Origin of the sequence: Micromonospora echinofusca, assembly GCF_900091445.1 — a bacterium.
GTDB classification, from domain to species: Bacteria; Actinomycetota; Actinomycetes; order Mycobacteriales; family Micromonosporaceae; genus Micromonospora; species Micromonospora echinofusca.
In genome coordinates this window covers 4,421,076-4,438,792 of sequence record NZ_LT607733.1, presented here as the reverse complement: position 1 = coordinate 4,438,792, position 17,717 = coordinate 4,421,076, and the positions used below count along the sequence as shown (strand labels likewise).

Below are 17,717 nucleotides of genomic sequence, written 5' to 3'. Positions count from 1 at the left end.
ATGCGCGGCACCAATCATCGCAGATCGCGGGGCGTGAGACGAAGCCCCATCGGTGGGTCCTCGCGGGCAGGCACGAGACGGTGCTCCTTCGTAGTCGGGCCGGGTAGACCTCGGTCTCTGTGGTCGATGATCGTTGGATGTGACGTGATGTGGGCCCGGTGGACGTCAGTCATCACATGGCACCGGCCGCGGCATCCCCGTAGGCCACAACGTGCGGTGATCGGTCTTGGCGCACGTCAGGTTCGCGTCGGTCAGGTTCGCGCCGGTCAGGTTCGCGCCAGTCAGGTTCGCGCCAGTCAGGTCCGCACCGGTCAGGTCCGCGCCGGTCAGGACCGCGTCGGTCAAGTCCGCGTAGGCCAGGTTCGCGGTCAAGTTCGCGACCGCGTTCGCGGTTCTCGCGCTGACCCGGCCTTGTAGGTTCGTGCCGTTCAGGAAAGCTTGGTTCAGGTTCGCGCGGGTCAGGTTCGCGCGGGTCAGGTCCGCGCCAAACAGGAACGCCTGGGTCAGGTTCGCGTCGGTCAGGATCGCGCCGGCCAGCCTTGTGTTGTGCAGAACCGCGCGGCTCAGGTTCGCGTCGCTCAGGTTCGTGCCGGTCAGGCTCGCTTCGATCAAGGTCGCGCGGGCCAGCTCCGTGCCTGCCAGGCTCGCGCCATTCAGGTTCGCGTAGGCCAGGTTCGCGTGGGCCAGATCTATGTTGGAGAGGTCGAGACGGCGGATGGGCAGAATCTCATTTCCGATGGTGCCGTCGCGGGTGATGTCGCGGCGGCCCAGCACGGTCACGACGGCCTGGATATCGACGGGTGGGCGAGGAGCCGAAGAAGGCGGAGCTGTGGTCCGCGTGGGTGCGGGGGCGTGGACCCGGATGAACGCGGCGAGGATGTCGACGACGGCAGGCTGGTCCACGGCTGAGTCGCGCATGATGCGCTCCAAGGCGTAGATCGCACCCAGACGAACGTCCACCTTCTCCGCGCCGGGCTGGCCGAGCTGCTCCACCGCCTTGGTGAACCGATCAGTGATCTGCCCCTGAGCGGTGAGGCGATGCTGCTCGCGGTTGGCCTCGCTGGTCTCACGGTTGGCCTCATTGGTGATGTACAGGCCGATGGCCACGAACAACACCGACAGGATGCTGCCGATGGCCACCAAACGCTGCCACGGGTCAGGCTTGACGTCGATCGGCCCGACCTCCAGCCGGGTCGCCGCTGGCCGCGAGGAACGTGGTGCCCGCAGCCCGTCCGGGTATTGGCCTGCAGCTCTCAAACGCCGCTGCGAAGCGGACACACGTTGACGGTTTCCAGTACCCGGCTGACCACGAAGCGGCATACGTCAATTACAGCCGACCATGACCAATGAGGAGAACCCGTGCCAGCAGAACCGGGATGAACAGCGCGGCGTGGCCGTCAGTGGATGAGCCGGTCGAGCAGTTCGAACCGCTCGTACGGCTGGTTGTAGTCGCCGAAGTGCCCGTCGTCGCGCACGATCTGGGTGCCGCCGAGCCGCTCGAGCATGGCGCGTCCCTGCCGGTCGTCGCAGCCGTACGGGTCCTCCCGGGAGTTGATGAAGTAGATGTCCCGCACGTGCGACCGGATCGCGGCCCAGTCGTAGTCCTGCTGGAGGACCGGTTCCTGCTCGGTGTTGGGCGGGGTGTGGTAGCCGGCGACCAGGATCGCCTGGTCGACGGTCACGTCCAGGTGTTCCAGGAGCGCGAGCAGCAGGGCCGCGCCGCCGGAATGGCCCACGAGGACCGTGTCCTCGGTGAAGCGGTGCGCCTCCAGCACCTTCGGCAGGAACGTGGCGATCGGCTCGACGTTGATGCCCGGGTGGTGCGGCACCTCGACGGCGTATCCCCGGGCCGCGAGCCGCCCTGCCAGCCAGGGATACCAGCAGATGTCCGGGTTGCCCCCGGTCCCGTGGAAGATGATCGCTCTGCGCCCCACCGTGCCCCCTTCGGATCGACGTCCTGGTCACACCGCTTGATCCCGCTACCGCTGCGCTTCGAAGTGCTCCTTCATGGCGGGGTAGTAGTCGTCGAAGTCCGGTGCCGGCTGGCCGTCGTGCGAGGCTGCCAGGGCGTCCAGGTAGTACTCCCAGCCCGGTCCGACCTCGCCGACGCCCTCCGTGCCGGTCAGGTGCTGCGTGAACCGAAGCTCGGTCACGCCCGCGCTCTCGACCAGCGTCATGTCCAGGTGCCAGCTGCCGTGCTCGTCCACCGCGGAGACCGCCAGCCGGCGCGGCGGGTCGCACGCGTCGATGGTCATGTCCATCCAGGGCGTGCCCTCCTCGTACGCCATCTGGACCTTGATCGTGCGTCCCGGCGCGGCGTCGCCCTGCCACGGGCCGAACCAGCGTGCCGTGCGCGCCGGATCGGTGAGGCTGGCCCAGACGTCGGCCACGGGAGCGCGGAAGGTGCGGGTCAGTACGAGGTCGTCGCCGACCAGTCGGCCGGTGGGTGTCGGGCTCATGCGGTCTCCTTCTGGGCTGGGTGCCGCCCGGCGGCCGTCTGCCGCTCGCGGCGGGTGCGGTGGACCTCGGTCTCCAGCGCGTCGAGGCGGTGCTGCCAGCCGGACGGGCGGGTCAGTCGTCCCAGCCACCCGGCCAGCTCGTCGAGCGGCGCGGTGACCAGTGCGTAGACCCGCCTGCGGCCGTCGGCCGTGTCGCGCACCAGGCCGGCCTCGCGTAACACGCGCAGGTGACGGCTGACGGCCGGCCGGCTGATCACGAACCGGTCGGCGATCTGGCCGGCCGAGAGCGGCTCGTCGCGCAGCATCAGCAGGATCTCCCGCCGCACCGGATCGGCGATCGCTGCCGCCACCTCGTCCACGCCGAAAGGGTAACCAGGTTGTTACGCTCTCCGCAACGCTGATCCGCCGGCCCGGCCCCAGCGCCCGACGGCAGCCCGTGGACCGGTGCGCCAACGGCTCACGTGTTGTCGAGTACGAACGCTCGCATGAGCTGCGCGCACTCCGCCGCGTGCGTCTCCAACAGCAGGTGGCCGCCGTCGTAGATGTGTGCGTCCATGCGGTCGAGGACGCGGTGGTAGGCGAGGACCTCGTCGACGTCGAAGTACGCGTCGTGCCGTCCCCACAGTACGAGCGCTGGTGGCTGGTGGGCGCGGTGGTATGCGGCGAGCTCGTCGAAGCGGGCGACGTGGTTGGCGTAGTCGGTGAACAGCGCGAACTGCGCGTCGACGTTGCCGGGTCGGCTCATGCGTTCCCAGTCGAGGTGCCACGATTCGGGGGCGTGCAGGGTGCGCAGGTGTTCGGGCAGCCCGGCCAGGTACTGCTCGCGGGTGCCTTCGAAGTTCAACCAGTCCGGCAGTTCGGCGCGCTTGGTGTCGGTCGGGTCGGCCCAGTAGGCCCTGGCGCTGTCCCACTGCCCGCCGAGGCCGTCGTCGTGCGCGTTGCCACTCTGGACGATGAGGCCGTGGATGCGGGTCGGGGCGCGGGTGGCCAGGTGGTATCCCACCGGCGCGCCGAAGTCGTGCAGGTAGACGAAGAACCGCTCGATCCCGAGCTGGTCGAGAAGGTTCCCGATCGTGCGGGAGAGGTTCTCGAACGTGTAGTCGTAGGTGTCGACGGTCGGCGACGACGACATCCCGAAGCCGGGCAGGTCCGGCGCGATCACGTGCGCGACGTCGGCGAGTGTGGGCATGACCTCGCGGAACGTGTGCGACGAGCTGGGGAAGCCGTGCAGCAGCAGTACCGCCGGCTGGTCGGGGCGCCCGGCCTCGCGGAAGAACACCTCCAGCCCGTCGACGTCGGCCCGTCGATGGCGGACCTTCTGGATGGCCTGCATCCCGTCCTCCTTCCGCTCCGACCAGCCCATCGTGCCCGAGCCGGACCGTCGTCGTCCGGTGACCTCGACATTCGTGTCCGGATCCGCCGCGATCCGTGCTGGCACCGGCCTCCCGGAACGCCCCGAGCACGACCGGTCGGCCCGCGCGCTAGCTTTGCGCGGTGCGCGGGTATCGGATCGCCGTCCTCGGACGGGTCGAGTTGAGCGTCGACGGGACCGCTGTGCCGCTCGCCCCGCTGGAGCGGGCGTTCGTCGCGAGCCTGGCGGCCCAGCGTGCGCGCATCGTCTCCGTCGAGCGCCTGATCGACGGACTGTGGCCCGATCGTCCGCCCGCGGGAGCACGCAACCGCGTCCAGGCGATCGTCGCCTCGGTCCGGCGCAACGCGACGCCGGAGCTGATCCTCACCAGGTCACCCGGCTACCAGCTGAACGCCGCGGTGATCGTGGACGCGGCGGAGTTCGCCGCCGCCGTGCAGACCGCCACCGCCACCACCGACGCCCGCCGCGCCGTGACGCTGCTGGACCAGGCGCTGGCCCGCTGGCGCGACGACGCGTTCGTCGACGTCGGTGCGACGCTGGTCGACGTCGAGCGCGACCGGCTCCGCGAGCTGCGCGAGCACGCGATCGAGCTGCGCGTCGAGGCGCTGCTGTCGCTCGGACTGCACCGGGAGGTCGTGCCGGAGCTGACCACGCTGGTGCGTGACCGGCCCCTGCGGGAGCGGCTGCGCGGTCAGCTCATGGTGGCCCTGCACCGCAGCGGCCGGCAGGCGGAGGCGCTAGCCGTGTACCGGGACGGCGTCCGGATCCTCGCCGAGGAGCACGGCATCGACCCGGGGCCGCAACTGCGGCAGCTGCACCGGGAGATCCTCGGCAGCGAGCAGGAGACGTCCCCGCGAGCCTGGGTACGGCCCCACCAGCTGCCCGGCGTCACCGGTGACTTCGTCGGACGGGACAAGGAACTCGGGCTGCTGCTGTCGTTGCTGGGGCGTACCCCGCCGGCCGGGGCCGCCCAGGTCGTCGTCGTCACCGGGCTGGCGGGGACGGGCAAGACCACGCTGGCGCTGCGGGCGGCGCACGCGAGCCGCCACCGGTTCTCCGCCGGCTGCCTGTACGCCGACCTGCGCGGCAACACCGTCGATCCGGCCCGGCCCGGTGCGGTGCTGGGCGCCTTCCTGCGCTCCCTCGGCGTGGCCGGCGAGGCCATCCCGACGGCGGCCGAGGAACGCGCCGCGCTGTACCGGTCCATCCTCGCCGACCAGGCCATGCTGGTGATGCTGGACAGCGCGGCGGACGCGGCGCAGGTGCGCCCGCTGCTGCCGCCCGGCGGCAGCACCGCCCTCGTCACCAGTACGGCGGCGTTGCCCGGACTGGCGGGCACCGAGGTGGTCGCGCTCGACGTCCTGCCGCTCGACGACGGCCTGGAGCTGCTGGCCGGGCTGGCCGGCGCCGATCGGATCGACCGGGAGGCCGCCGCGGCGACCGACGTCGTGGAGCTCTGCGGTCGCCTGCCGCTGGCGTTGCGCATCGCCGGGGTACGGCTGGCCGAGCGGGAGGCCATGACCGTGGCGCGGCTGCGTGACCGGCTGCGCGACGAGCGGCGCCGCCTCGACGAGCTGTCGCTCGACGGGCTCGACGTGCGCACCAGCTTCACCGTCGGGTTCGAGCGGATGGCGCCGCCCGCCGCGCGGCTGCTCGGCGTGCTCAGCCGCACGTCGCTGCGCAGCTTCGGCATGTCGGACGAGAGCACCGAGCCGCTGCTGGAGCAGCTGTGCCGGGCCCACCTGCTGACCGCCGACCCCGACGGCCGGGTACGCATGCACGACCTGGTCCGGCTGCACGCGCGGGAGCGTACCGACGTCGACGCCGACCAGGTGATCGCCTTCTACGCGCGGCTGCACGCGCACGCCGGACGCGCCGCCGCCTCGCTGCCCTGCAAGGCCCTGCCGGTCGCGGACGCGCCGGGCGTGATCGACGCCTGGGACGCCGTCGAGTGGTTCGAGGCGGAGCGGGAGAGCCTCCTCGCGGCGGTGCGGGACCTGCTGGGGCTGGACGCCGTCGACCTGGCCGGGCGGCTGGCCTGCACGATGGGCAACTTCGTGATGATGCGCAGCCAGCACCTGCCCGAGTTCGTCGACTGCCTGCGCGGTGTGCTCGACCGCCACGCCGACCTGCCGTCGCCGACCCGGATGTCGGTGCGGCTGCACCTGGGCGCGGCCTACCGGATGCTCAACCGGTACGCCGAAGCCGTGCCGCTGCTGCGAGCGGCGCACCGCGACAGCCGAGGACCACTGGTGGCGCACCGGCTCGTCGCGCTGCACGGATACTCGTTGTGCTGCCGTCAGCTCGGCCGGCTGCGGGAGGCGGACGCCGCACTGCTGCTGATGGTGCGCACGTGCGCCGCGCACTGGCCGGTCGGCCCGGTCGACGGGCACGTGCTGCTGACCCTCGGCATGCAGTACGGGCAGTACCAGCACATGTCCCCGTTCGCCTACGCCGCCTGCGAGGCCGGCCTGCGGCTCCTGGCTGACGGCGGCGACCTGTGGGGTGCGGCGCTCGCACGGGAGAGCATCGGCCTGCTACACCGGCACGCCGAGCAGTGGCCGCAGGCACTGGAGCACCTGCGGCAGGCGGTGACCGACGCCGGCCGGCTCGGTGACCGGATGAGCGTGACCACCGCCGAGCAGGCGCTGGCCGCGACGTACCTCGCGGCCGGGGACAGGGCCTCGGCGCGCCGGCTGCTGACCCGTACGGTCTGCGCGTTCCGCGAGCTGCGCCACGAGTGGGGTGAGGCGATCTCCCGCCGGCTCCTCGGCAAGGTGCACCTCGAGGAGGGCGACGCCGAGCGGGCGGTCGCCGAGCTGGAGGGCTCGGTGGCGATGCTGCGTGGCATCGGGCAGCCGTTTCCGCTGGCGAACTCGCTGAGCCTGCTGGCGCGGGCGCACGCCACCCTCGCACGGCACGATCGGGCGGCCGCGCTGGGCGAGGAGGCGCTGCGCATCTTCGAGCACTTCGACGCCGCGTACGCCGACGACCTGCGCGAACGGCTGACGGACTGGCGGAGCGCAGCCCACGCGCAGTAGAAGCGCAGGGCGAGCGCAGCGGCGACCGGCACAGTGGCGGGCAACCACCCACAAAGGAGGTCTGCCCATGACCAGGGTCCTCACCCGTGTCGGCGACGTCGTCCTCGGCAAGGTGCTCGGCCGCGAGGAGGCCGGCGCCTGCGTGCCGGAGCACGGCCAGAAGTGCGCGTGCGTCGCGTCCGACGGCTACTGCTCGGGCGGCGACTACTTCCGCCGTTACCGCCAGGGCTACTACAACTGCAACGGCGCCTGCGTGACCTCGACGACGCGGACGCTCTGCTACGTCAAGAAGGTCGGCGCCTGCTGACCTGGCTTTCCCCGGGGGCCGTGCCGACCGGCGCGGCCCCCCACCCCGCTGACTCGCCGAGGAGTTCCCATGCCGGGTTTCGCGTACGCCGCCATCGCCCTTGTCGGCGCGGTCGCCGCGCTCAACCTCGTCCTGACCCTTGCCCTCGCCCGGCGGCTGCGCGAGGTGGGGACCGGCCACGCCCACGACGGCGAGGCCGTCCCCGAGGTGCTGCCCGCCCCGGGACTGGAGGTCACCGGCCTCCCGTACGCCGACCTGAGCACCGGCCGCCGCACCGTGGTCATGCTGACCCCGACCTGTCCGCCGTGTCAGGATCTCCTGGACACCCTCACCGCCGACGCCGAGCGCTTCCGTCACGACACCCTCGTGTTCATGATCGGCACGCCCGAGGAAACGGCGGCGATGGCGCCACGCCTGGCCGGCTTCGACACGGCGACGATCTCCGAACTGCTCGCGGAGAGGAAGTTCCAGGTCAAGGGCTTCCCCGCCGTGCTGTCGGTCGTCGACGGCGTCGTCGTCGGGTCCAGCCACCAGCTCCCGGTTCCGGCCTGACCGTGACCACGCTGCGAACCGCCCTGCGGCTGGGCTGCGCCGACCCGAAGGCGCTCACCACCATGGTCGCCCTCGTGGTGGTCGGCGCGGCGCCGCCGCTCGGCGTCGCCTGGTTCACGAAGCTGCTGTTCGACGAGGTCGGCAAGGGCCGCTCGGCCAGCCCGTCAACGGCCACCTGGTACGCCGTGGCGATCGCCCTCCTGGGAGCCCTGGCGGCGATCGCCAACCGCCTGTCCGGCTACTTCACCACCGCGATGCAGAACGCGATCGCCATCGCAGCCGACGTGCGGCTGTACCGGAAACTGGACGCCTTCCTCGGCCTGCGCCCCTTTGAGCAGCCGGCGATGCGCGATCGGCTCGCACTGGCCCAGCAAGCCGCCACCCAGGCGCCGTACGCGGTCGTCATGTTCGCGGTAGACGTGGCCCAGAGCGTCGTCACCATCGGCGGCTTCGCCGTGATCCTGGCGTCGCTCTGGCCGCCGGCCGGCCTGCTCCTGCTCGCCGTGGCGGTCCCCGAGTTCCTCATCCAACTGCGGCTGTCCCGGCGAGCGGCGCGTGCCGTGGAGGACGGCGCTGGCCTGTTCCGGGCCCGGTTCCTGTTCCAGGCCGTCCTGACCGACCTGCGCGCCGTCCGGGAGGTACGCCTCTACCAGCTCGGCCGGTTCTTCCGCGATCGGCTCACGGGCACCCTGCGGGCGGCCGGCCGGATCGAGCTGGCCGCCGCGCGGCACGCCACCACGGTGCAGAGCTGCTGGGCGCTGGCCGGCGCCGCCGTGACGCTCACCGCGACGGTGATCGCCGTGAACGCCGCGGTACGCGGCCGCCTCAGCCTCGGCGACCTCACCCTCCTGCTGGCCGCCTTCGGCGCCGCGCACGCCGGCCTGGCCGGCATCGCCGCGCAGCTCGGCGAGGCTGGCGCGGCCATCCGGCTGTTCCGGCACTACGTCGCCGTCCTCGACGGTCCCGCCGACCTGGCCGACGGGACCCTGCCGGCGCCGCCGCTGCGGACCGGGATCAGGTTCGAGGACGTGTGGTTCCGCTACGACGAGGGTGGCCCCTGGGTCCTGCGGGGCGTCGACCTCACGATCCCCGCCGGTCAGGCCATCGGGCTCGTCGGCCTCAACGGCGCCGGCAAGAGCACCCTCGTAAAGCTGCTCTGCCGGTTCTACGACCCCGACCGTGGGCGCATCACCTGGGACGGCATGGACCTGCGCGAGCTGCGGGTCGAGGCGTTGCGCCAGCGGATGGGCGCGGTGTTCCAGGACTTCATGTGCTACGACCTCAGCGCGGCGGAGAACGTCGGCATCGGCCGGCTGCCGTACACGGCCGAGCAGGTCGAGGAGGCCGCCGCGCGTGCCGAGATCCACGACCGGCTCCGCGCCCTTCCCCATGGGTACGCCACCTTGCTCAGCCGTACGTTCGCCGACCAGGACGGCGAGCCGGGGGTGACGCTCTCCGGGGGGCAGTGGCAACGGGTCGCGCTCGCCAGGTCCCTGATGCGCGCCGACGCCGACCTGCTCATCCTGGACGAGCCCAGCTCCGGGCTCGACGCCGACGCCGAGACCCGCGTGCACGCGTCGCTGGCCCGGATCCGTCACGGCCGCACCGGGTTGCTGATCTCCCACCGGCTCAGCACCCTGCGTGACGCGCAGCGCATCGTCGTGCTGGACGCCGGACGCGTCGTCGAGTCGGGCGCGCACGACGAGCTGATGGCGGCCGACGGCGAGTACGCGCGGCTGTTCCGCCTCCAGGCCGGCGGCTACCAGCTGGCGGTGTCATGACCGGTTGGCTGCGCCGCCGCTGGCGCCTGATGGTCGTACGCGGGCACAGCATGGCGCCGACGCTGCGCGACGGCGACCGGCTCGTCGTCCGCGTCGGGCGGCCGCCGGCCGCCGGTGACCTCCTCGTCTTCCGGACCCGTGACGTCGTACCCGACTCCGACCTGACGTGGATGGTCAAGCGCGTGCATCGGGTCGAGCCCGACGGTGCCGTGACCGTACGCGGAGACAACCCCCACAGTCAGGACTCGCGGCACTTCGGGGCGGTGCCGCGCGAGGCGATCCTCGGCGTGGCCAGAGGGAGGCGATGACAGGTGTACGTCGACATCGCGTGCCGCGTGCTGCTCGGCACGGTCCTGCTGGCGGCGGCGGTCGGCAAGGTCTCCGGGCGTGCCGCCTACCGGGAGTTCACGCGCTCGGTGCACGACATGGGCTACCAGCCGGCAGGTCCGCTCGCCGTGGCCGTGATCGCCGCCGAGTTCAGCGCCGTCGTCCTGCTGGCCGTGTTCCCGATGGCCGGCTTCCTCCTGTCAGCGGCCCTGCTGCTCGCCTTCACCGTCGCCATCGCCGCGAACCTGCGGCGGGGCGGCGCCACCTGCCGCTGCTTCGGCCGCACGGCCGCGCCCCTGGGCCGGCACCACGTGTGGCGCAACGCGTTGCTCATCGGCTGCGCGATCGCTGGCGCGCTCGCCCCGGCCGGGCCCGTACGCCCTGGTGAAGCGGTGCTGGCCGCCGTCGGGGCGCTGGTCGCCGGGGTGCTGGTCGTCATGCTGGACGAGCTGCGTTACCTGTTCGGCGCGGCCGACCGGACGTGACACGGCTGTTCGTGTGCCTGTGGACGGTGTCGGGGACCCTGCGGGCGTCGCGCAACAGGTACGTTTGGCGGCGGGCTCGTCTCGACCGCCGTCCACCAGGCGATCGACGACTGACCGCAGGGGCGGAGACCGGGTCACGGTCTGGAATGCTCTGCCCATGCCTTCCTACCCGCCCACCTTCGACGACCGGATCGTCGCGCAGCCGGCCCGCGACCAGTTCGAGGCGTTCCTCGACGAGCACCGTGGCGCGCTCAACGGCTGCCTGGACGGGCTGACCGAGGAACAGGCGCGTCGCTCGTTGGTGGCCTCCCGGACCACGCTGCTCGGTCTCGTGAAGCACGCGACCTTCGTGGAGAAGGTCTGGTTCGACGAAGCCGTCACCGGCCGCTCGCGCTCGGAGATCGGCATCCCGGCGAGGTCGGAGGACTCGTTCGTCCTCGCTGAGGACGACACGATCGCCAGCGTCCGGCACGCGCACCGCGAAGCCTGCGCGGCATCACGCCGTGCGACGTCGTCCCTGGGCCTGGACGACATCCTCCACGGGCACCGGCGGGGCCCGCTTCCGCTGCGCTGGGTGTATCTCCACGTGCTGCGCGAGCTCGCCCAGCACTGCGGGCACGCCGACATCCTTCGCGAGCAGCTCACCAACGAGTAGCGCGCCGACGTCCGCTCATGCCGCTCCCGCATGGCGGGCGTCCGGCCGGGTAACTGCCGATCATGACCTTTCTGATTGCGGCGCGGTGGCGACCCCGGCCACCCGCAACCCCTTCCTGGCGTACGACGGCCTGCCGTTGCTCGCCGAGGGCCGCTCGCCGCAGGACGTCCTGACCGAGCTGCTGGCCCGGGACCCGGGTCGGGAGGTGCGGGGCACCACATCGGGCCGGGTCACGCGGCGCAGGGCAACCGCCTGGTGGCCCGGAGACCCTGGCGGAGATCGTCTGGGTGTTCGAGGACAGCCAGGGTGTGGCCGTGCCCTCCCGGTCAGTGCGCTGGGGAGGGCCGCTCGGGTGGGCGGCGGGCGGCGTGGCCGGCATCGGCCAGAGCGACCCCGAGCAGCACGATCGCGGCCACCACGGCGGCCATCAGCGGTGGGGCGAGACGCAGCGGTACGGCAGCCGCCGCGAGGGTGGCGATGGCGGCGACCCGGCGGATCGACAGCCGGTTGAACACGACCCGTTCCAGGCGGATGCGACCGTAGAGGAACAGGGCCGGACCGCCGAGGACCACCGCGAGCCACACCGGTTCGGGCCGGCCGCCGGGGTGTTCCAGCACGATCTCGTAGCCGACGGCGGTGGTGACGATGCCGACCACCATGACGACGTGGGCGATGCCGGTGGCCTGGCCGGCGGCCAGCCGGTCCCCGGCGGCGGCGACCGCTTCGGTGAGGACCTGCCCGGAGCGGTAGAAGTAGATCCGCCAGAGCAGCACCGTCGACAGGTACGCCACCACCAGCGCGGCCGACGTGGCCGCGGTGGCCGGCTGGTCCGTGAAGGTGATGCCCGCGGCCAGGACGGTCTCGCCGAGGGCGATCAGCAGCAGCTGCTGGTAGCGCTCGGGCAGGTGGTGGCCGCTGTCCATCGCCCACGCGCTGACCGGTGGCCGGGCCCGGCGGGGCAGTGGCCAACGCAGTTGCGCGGCGACGATGTCCACCGTCACCGCGACTGCCCAGAGGGTGGCCCGGGCGACGCCGCCGACCAGTGCGCCGGCAATCCAGATCGCCGCCGGGGCCGTGCACCACAGCACCGACCGGAGGTAGAGGTCGCGCAGGGCGTGCCCGTGCAGGCTGGGCAGGAGGAGCAGCGGGCGGGCGCAGTGCAGGACGAGGTACGGCAGCACGAACGCCCAACCCCGGCTGGCGAACGCGTACGGCAGGGACGAGGCCATGACCAGCAGGCCGAACGCGCTGGCCAGCACGATCCACTGGATCTTGCGGCGGCGGGGGTCGAACCAGCTGGTGATGTGCGCCGTGGTGATCCACAACCAGATCAGCGGCATGGCCAGGACCAGCAGGTACGCCAGCGACCGCCACCGTACGACCGGGTCGCCCGCGCTGATGTCCTGCATCACCCGGTCGACCACCCCGGCGAGGGCGAACACCAGCACCAGGTCGACGAAGAGTTCCAGGAAGTTCGCCTGCCGCACGTCCTCCCGGCGTTCCAGCAGGTCCCGCCCGCCGCCTCCCCGAAGCCCCATGCTGCTGATGCTCGCCCCCGCGAGGCCGCTGCGGAGCCCGGTTGGGCCCGGTCCACCCGCAGGAAACTGTCGCGGCGCCCGATCACGGGCCGGGGAGCGCGAGAGCCGACTACGGCCTACGCGGCCGCCGACGCCGCCCGCGCCGGTGCCGACGTGGACCTGTCCGGGGCCAGCCGCGACAGCGACGGCGTCCCGACAGGCGCGGCCGACGCCGAGGCCGACCGCGACCGCGACCGCGCCACCGGCGGAGTCTGACCCGACGAGACATGGCACCGCCCCGCCGGCCACCGCCGGGGCGGGGTCGCTTCCGGGACGGATCAGCCGACGACCGGGCCGCCGGCCTGCGCCATCGGTATCCGCACGTCGGGCAGGTCGCCCAGGGCCCGTACGGCGGTGACGGCGGCGTAGCCGTCGGCCAGCCAGGCCAGGTCGGTGCCGGGGACGTGGCGGGCGCCGTTTTCCTCGATGGCCGTACGGACGTAGTCGTGGCCGCTCTCGGCGATGGCGACCTGCACCTGCCCGAACGGGGCGAGGGTGGCCTGGCGCAGCCCGGCGACCTGCTCGGCCGGCAGGTCGGGAACGTTGAGGTTCAGCACCGTGCCGGGGGTCGCGTCGAGCAGCCAGGGCAGCAGGTGCCCGGCCAGCCCGGCGGCGGTGGACCAGTGGCGGGCCTCGTCGTCGACGGTGTCCAGCACGTCGATCGCCGCGCCCGCGCTGCCCGCGCTCGCCGTCGCCGGCGACAGCACGTCCAGCGACACGGCCAAGGCCCGGGCGCCGCCGTTGCCGGCGGTCAACGCCGCGCCCACGGTGCCCGAGTGCAGGATCGCGTGTCCCGCGTTCGCGCCCCGGTTGATGCCCGAGAGCACCAGCTCCGGAGGCGGCCCGAACACACCGAGCCCGGCCAGGATGGCGATGTAGCCGGGCGAGGCCGCCACGCCGTACGCCGGCACCTCGGGCAGCCCGGTCAGCTCCGTCCGCGTGAACATCACCCGCCCGTCGTCGGTGACCGCGGACAGGGCGGCGCTCATTCCGCTCGCCTCGGACTGCGGCGCGGCGACCACCACGTCGAGGCCGCGTTCGTACGCGGCGCGGGCGAGCCAGCGGATGCCGGGGGCGAGCACGCCGTCGTCGTTGGTCACCAGGACACGCGCCGACCGGTCACCCGTCATCGGAGCCCCCCGACGCGTCCTGCAGCGACGTCAGCCGCACCCGCCCGGCGAGTTCCCGTACGGCCTCCGCCCGGCCGGTGCCCAGGCCGTGCCGGGTGACGTTGAGCGCCCCGGCCGCGGCGCCGATGCGGATGGCCTCCCGCAGGTCGCCGCCACGGGCGAGCACCGCGGCGACGCCGGCGGTCATCGAGTCACCGGCGCCCCGGTGGTCGGCCAGTTCCAGCGGCGGGGCGTGCACCTGTAGCGCCGTACCGTCGTCGAGCAGGGCCAGGGCCGGCTCCCCGGCCCGGCTGATCAGCACCGATTTCGCGCCCTTCCGTTGCAGGCGCCGGCCGGCGTCGAGCAGGGACTCGACGCTGTCGTCGTCCGCGTAGCCGTCGTCCATCAGCTCCTCGTGGCTGACCTTGAGCACGGCGACGCCGCCCTCCAGCACCGCCGCCAGGTGCGGGCCGGAGAGGTCCGCGACGACGGTGCCGCCGTTGGCGCTCAGGTCGGCGGCCAGGCGCCGGTAGATGTCCGAGTCGACCACGTCCGGGTCGGCCGGGCCGCTGAGGACGCTCACCGGCGCCCGCAGTCCCTCGGTCAGCGTCACCGTGTACAGCTCGTCGATGTCGTGGCGGACCATCGGCGCACCCGGGTCCTCGGCGATCTCCGCCCGCGAGCCGTCGCGCCGGTCGTGCACGTACCAGCCCGTCCCCGACTGCCGGTTCACCACGCGTACCGTCACGTCCTCGTCGACGAGCAGCTTGCGCAGCGCGTCGCCGACCTCGCCGCCGACGGCCACGCACAGCGTGACCGGCGTGCCGAGGGCCGCGATCATGCGGGTCTGCCACACCCCCTGCCCGCCGGGGTGCAGGTGCAGCTCGACCGCGTCGGCCTGCTGCTCGATGGTCACGGTCAAGAGCGGCGCGGGCGCGAACACCATCACCTGTTCATCCATCGCCACCTACTGCCCCACGGCGGCCCGGCCATGCACGCCTTCTGCGGGTCAGGAGGGTAGCGGGGTGACCGTCACCGCCACGGACGTGCCGCCCGGCATCGACCAGGCGGACCACGAGGCCGGGATCGCCTCCTCGCTGGCCAACCTGGCGGCGTACGTCGAAGCGGCCGACTGACCGGCGGGCCGTGCCCCCGGGGCCGCGGAGTTGAGCCGAAGCAAAACCTGATTCATTCCAGAAGAGTCGACTATATTCATCGCGTGGCGTCCGACTTCGAGGCTCAGCTGCGGGCGGTCTCGCTGCGCGTGACCCGGCCTCGACTGGCGGTGCTCGCAGCGCTGCGCGACCATCCGCACGTCGACACCGACACGGTGATCGCGCTGGTGCGGGTGGCCCAGCCCACGGTCTCCCACCAGGCGATCTACGACGTGTTGCGCGCGCTCACCGACGCCGGCCTGGTGCGGCGCATCCAGCCCGCCGGGGCGACCGCCCGCTACGAGTGCCGGGTGGGCGACAACCACCACCACGTCGTGTGCCGCTCCTGCGGCGCGATCGCCGACGTCGACTGCGCTGTCGGCCGTGCCCCCTGTCTCACCGCCTCCGACGACCACGGCTTCACGGTCGACGAGGCGGAGGTCGTGTTCTGGGGCACCTGCCCCGGGTGTGCGGCCGAACGCACCTCCCAGTGGTCCGCCAGTTCGGAAGGAAGTAGATGAGCGACATGCAGGACAACGCTCCCTCCAGCGCACAGGGCGTGGACAAGAAGGAGGCGGCCGGCTGCCCGGTCGCGCACGACTCCGTGACCGCGCACGGCAGCGAGAGCGAGAACCCGGCGATCGACTCGCCGACGCCGAAGACCGGGGGTCGTCCGCGTACCAACCGGGACTGGTGGCCCAACCAGATCGACCTGTCGGTGCTGCACGCCCACTCGTCCAAGGCCAGCCCGCTGGGGGAGGACTTCAGCTACGCCAAGGAGTTCGCCAAGCTCGACGTCGAGGCGCTCAAGCGGGACATCGTCGAGGTCCTCACCACCTCGCAGGACTGGTGGCCGGCCGACTTCGGCCACTACGGCGGCCTGATGATCCGGATGAGCTGGCACGCGGCGGGCACCTACCGCATCCACGACGGTCGCGGCGGCGCCGGCGACGGCGGGCAGCGGTTCGCCCCGCTCAACAGCTGGCCGGACAACGCCAACCTCGACAAGGCCCGCCGGCTGCTGTGGCCGGTGAAGCAGAAGTACGGCCAGAAGATCTCGTGGGCCGACCTGCTCGTGCTCGCCGGCAACGTCGCCCTGGAGTCGATGGGCTTCAAGACCTTCGGCTTCGCCTTCGGCCGGGAGGACGTCTGGGAGCCCGAGGAGATTTTCTGGGGCCCGGAGGACACCTGGCTCGGCGACGAGCGCTACGTCTCCGAGAAGGAGATGGCGCCGGAGGTCGGGGCGACCGAGATGGGTCTGATCTACGTCAACCCGGAGGGCCCGAACGGCAACGCCGACCCGCTCGCGGCGGCCCACTTCATCCGCGAGACCTTCGCCCGGATGGCCATGAACGACGAGGAGACCGTCGCCCTCATCGCCGGTGGCCACACCTTCGGCAAGACCCACGGCGCCGGTGTCGCCGACGACCACGTGGGCCCCGAACCCGAGGGCGCCCCGCTGGAGGCGCAGGGCCTGGGCTGGCTGAGCACCTATGGCAGCGGCAAGGGCGCGGACACGATCACCAGCGGCCTCGAGGTGACGTGGACCGACGTGCCGACGCAGTGGAGCAACCGGTTCTTCGAGATCCTCTTCGGCCACGAGTGGGAGCTGACCACCAGCCCCGGCGGCGCGAAGCAGTGGGTCGCCAAGGACGCCGAGGCGATCATCCCGGACGCCCACGACCCGTCGAAGAAGCACAAGCCGACGATGCTCACGACGGACCTGTCGCTGCGCGTCGACCCGGCGTACGAGAAGATCTCGCGCCGCTTCCTGGAGCACCCCGACGAGTTCGCGTTGGCGTTCGCCAAGGCCTGGTACAAGCTGCTGCACCGCGACATGGGTCCGGTCAGCCGCTTCCTCGGGCCGTGGGTGCCGGAGCCCCAGCTGTGGCAGGACCCGGTGCCGGCCGTCGACCACGAGCTGGTCGGTGACGCCGACGTCGCCGCCCTCAAGGCGAAGGTCCTGGAGTCCGGCCTGACGACCGCCCAGCTCGTCTCCACCGCCTGGGCCTCGGCCGCCAGCTTCCGCTCCACGGACAAGCGCGGCGGCGCCAACGGCGCGCGGATCCGCCTGGAGCCGCAGCGCAGCTGGGAGGTCAACCAGCCCGAGCAGCTCGCGACGGTCCTGGAGGCCCTGGAGGGCATCCGGCGGGAGTTCAACGCCGGCGGCGGGGCGAAGATCTCGCTCGCGGACCTGATCGTGCTGGCCGGCTCGGCGGCCGTCGAGAAGGCGGCGCGCGACGCCGGCGTCGACGTGACCGTGCCGTTCCACCCGGGCCGCACCGACGCCAGCCTCGAGCAGACCGACGTCGAGTCCTTCCGGGTCCTCGAACCGCGCGCCGACGGGTTCCGCAACTACCTGCGGGCGGGCGAGAAGACCCAGCCGGAGGTGCTGCTGCTCGACCGGGCGTACATGCTCAACCTGACCGCGCCCGAGATGACCGTCCTCGTCGGCGGCCTGCGCTCGCTCGGGGCCAACGTCGGCGGCAGCCGGCACGGCGTCCTCACCGACAAGCCCGGCGTGCTCACCAACGACTTCTTCGCCAACCTGCTCTCCCCGGGCACCCGGTGGAAGGCGTCGCAGTCCGACGAGCACGTCTACGAGATCCGGGACCTGGCCACCGACGAGGTGAAGTGGACCGCCACCGCGGTCGACCTCGTCTTCGGCTCCAACTCCCAGCTGCGGGCCCTCGCGGAGGTATACGCCAGCCAGGACGCGCGCGAGAAGTTCGTCGCCGACTTCGTCGCGGCCTGGACGAAGGTCATGGAACTCGACCGGTTCGACCTCGCCTGACCCGTACCACGTGACGAGCCCCGGTCGATCGCACCATCGACCGGGGCTCGCCCGCGTTCCGGGCCGTTCCGTACGGCCTCCCCGCGTCCCGCCGGCGTGCGGTG

General features: G+C 72.4%; 17 protein-coding genes and 1 pseudogene. 10 read left to right on the top strand and 8 right to left on the bottom strand.

Annotated features, from left to right (window positions below):
* Positions 1-165 precede the first annotated feature (165 nt).
* The 5 genes from GA0070610_RS18750 to GA0070610_RS18730 form a co-directional block, all read right to left on the bottom strand.
* Entirely contained in the window at positions 166-1,278 is a 1,113-nt protein-coding gene (locus GA0070610_RS18750; protein WP_172896551.1) for a pentapeptide repeat-containing protein, read from the bottom strand.
* Between the two features lie 119 nt (positions 1,279-1,397).
* Positions 1,398-1,934: an RBBP9/YdeN family alpha/beta hydrolase gene (locus tag GA0070610_RS18745; RefSeq protein ID WP_089001249.1), complete on the bottom strand. Its 537-nt coding sequence runs from the start codon at positions 1,932-1,934 to the stop codon at positions 1,398-1,400.
* Positions 1,935-1,979: 45 nt separating this feature from the next.
* Positions 1,980-2,459, bottom strand: coding sequence for an SRPBCC family protein (locus GA0070610_RS18740; protein ID WP_089001248.1), 480 nt, complete (start codon positions 2,457-2,459; stop codon positions 1,980-1,982).
* Positions 2,456-2,818: a metalloregulator ArsR/SmtB family transcription factor gene (locus GA0070610_RS18735; RefSeq protein WP_089001247.1), complete on the bottom strand. Its 363-nt coding sequence runs from the start codon at positions 2,816-2,818 to the stop codon at positions 2,456-2,458. The genes GA0070610_RS18740 and GA0070610_RS18735 overlap by 4 nt, the downstream gene beginning before the upstream one ends.
* Before the next feature lie 98 nt (positions 2,819-2,916).
* Positions 2,917-3,897: an alpha/beta fold hydrolase gene (locus tag GA0070610_RS18730; protein WP_231925733.1), complete on the bottom strand. Its 981-nt coding sequence runs from the start codon at positions 3,895-3,897 to the stop codon at positions 2,917-2,919.
* 56 nt (positions 3,898-3,953) lie between these two features.
* Here GA0070610_RS18730 and GA0070610_RS18725 point away from each other — a divergent pair, with 56 nt between their 5' ends.
* The 8 genes and pseudogenes from GA0070610_RS18725 to GA0070610_RS31985 all read left to right on the top strand — a co-directional run.
* A complete protein-coding gene (locus GA0070610_RS18725) occupies positions 3,954-6,872 on the top strand; it encodes an AfsR/SARP family transcriptional regulator (RefSeq protein ID WP_089001246.1) in 2,919 nt (972 codons plus the stop codon).
* Between the two features lie 67 nt (positions 6,873-6,939).
* Positions 6,940-7,179, top strand: coding sequence for a hypothetical protein (locus tag GA0070610_RS18720; RefSeq protein WP_089001245.1), 240 nt, complete (start codon positions 6,940-6,942; stop codon positions 7,177-7,179).
* Positions 7,180-7,248: 69 nt separating this feature from the next.
* Entirely contained in the window at positions 7,249-7,731 is a 483-nt protein-coding gene (locus GA0070610_RS18715) for a hypothetical protein (protein WP_089001244.1), read from the top strand.
* Between the two features lie 2 nt (positions 7,732-7,733).
* Positions 7,734-9,512 (top strand): ABC transporter ATP-binding protein, encoded by a 1,779-nt coding sequence (locus GA0070610_RS18710; RefSeq protein ID WP_089001243.1) that lies wholly within the window; start codon positions 7,734-7,736, stop codon positions 9,510-9,512.
* A complete protein-coding gene (locus GA0070610_RS18705; protein WP_089001242.1) occupies positions 9,509-9,820 on the top strand; it encodes a S24/S26 family peptidase in 312 nt (103 codons plus the stop codon). Before GA0070610_RS18710 ends, GA0070610_RS18705 begins: the two co-directional genes overlap by 4 nt.
* A 3-nt stretch (positions 9,821-9,823) precedes the next feature.
* Positions 9,824-10,324, top strand: a complete 501-nt coding sequence (locus GA0070610_RS18700) for a MauE/DoxX family redox-associated membrane protein (RefSeq protein WP_089001241.1) — start codon at positions 9,824-9,826, stop codon at positions 10,322-10,324.
* Positions 10,325-10,481: 157 nt separating this feature from the next.
* Positions 10,482-10,979, top strand: coding sequence for a DinB family protein (locus GA0070610_RS18695; RefSeq protein WP_089001240.1), 498 nt, complete (start codon positions 10,482-10,484; stop codon positions 10,977-10,979).
* Positions 10,903-11,232, top strand: a pseudogene (locus GA0070610_RS31985) (DUF1028 domain-containing protein); the annotation flags it as partial. The gene GA0070610_RS18695 and the pseudogene GA0070610_RS31985, both read left to right, overlap by 77 nt.
* A gap of 73 nt (positions 11,233-11,305) precedes the next feature.
* Here GA0070610_RS31985 and GA0070610_RS18690 read toward each other — a convergent pair.
* From GA0070610_RS18690 to GA0070610_RS18680, 3 genes are all read right to left on the bottom strand, one after another.
* Positions 11,306-12,517, bottom strand: a complete 1,212-nt coding sequence (locus GA0070610_RS18690) for a low temperature requirement protein A (protein ID WP_089001239.1) — start codon at positions 12,515-12,517, stop codon at positions 11,306-11,308.
* A gap of 317 nt (positions 12,518-12,834) precedes the next feature.
* Positions 12,835-13,686 carry a 5'/3'-nucleotidase SurE gene (gene surE / locus GA0070610_RS18685; protein WP_089001238.1) on the bottom strand — a complete coding sequence of 284 codons (852 nt, stop codon included), beginning with the start codon at positions 13,684-13,686 and terminating at the stop codon, positions 12,835-12,837.
* Positions 13,676-14,626, bottom strand: coding sequence for a PfkB family carbohydrate kinase (locus tag GA0070610_RS18680; RefSeq protein ID WP_231925731.1), 951 nt, complete (start codon positions 14,624-14,626; stop codon positions 13,676-13,678). Before GA0070610_RS18680 ends, surE begins: the two co-directional genes overlap by 11 nt.
* Before the next feature lie 258 nt (positions 14,627-14,884).
* Here GA0070610_RS18680 and GA0070610_RS18670 point away from each other — a divergent pair, with 258 nt between their 5' ends.
* Together GA0070610_RS18670 and katG are read left to right on the top strand one after the other, a co-directional pair.
* A complete protein-coding gene (locus GA0070610_RS18670; protein ID WP_089001236.1) occupies positions 14,885-15,340 on the top strand; it encodes a Fur family transcriptional regulator in 456 nt (151 codons plus the stop codon).
* The gene (katG, locus tag GA0070610_RS18665; protein ID WP_089001235.1) at positions 15,337-17,613 is read left to right on the top strand and encodes a catalase/peroxidase HPI; all 2,277 of its coding nucleotides are present in this window, start codon (positions 15,337-15,339) and stop codon (positions 17,611-17,613) included. Before GA0070610_RS18670 ends, katG begins: the two co-directional genes overlap by 4 nt.
* The last annotated feature ends 104 nt before the right edge of the window (positions 17,614-17,717 follow it).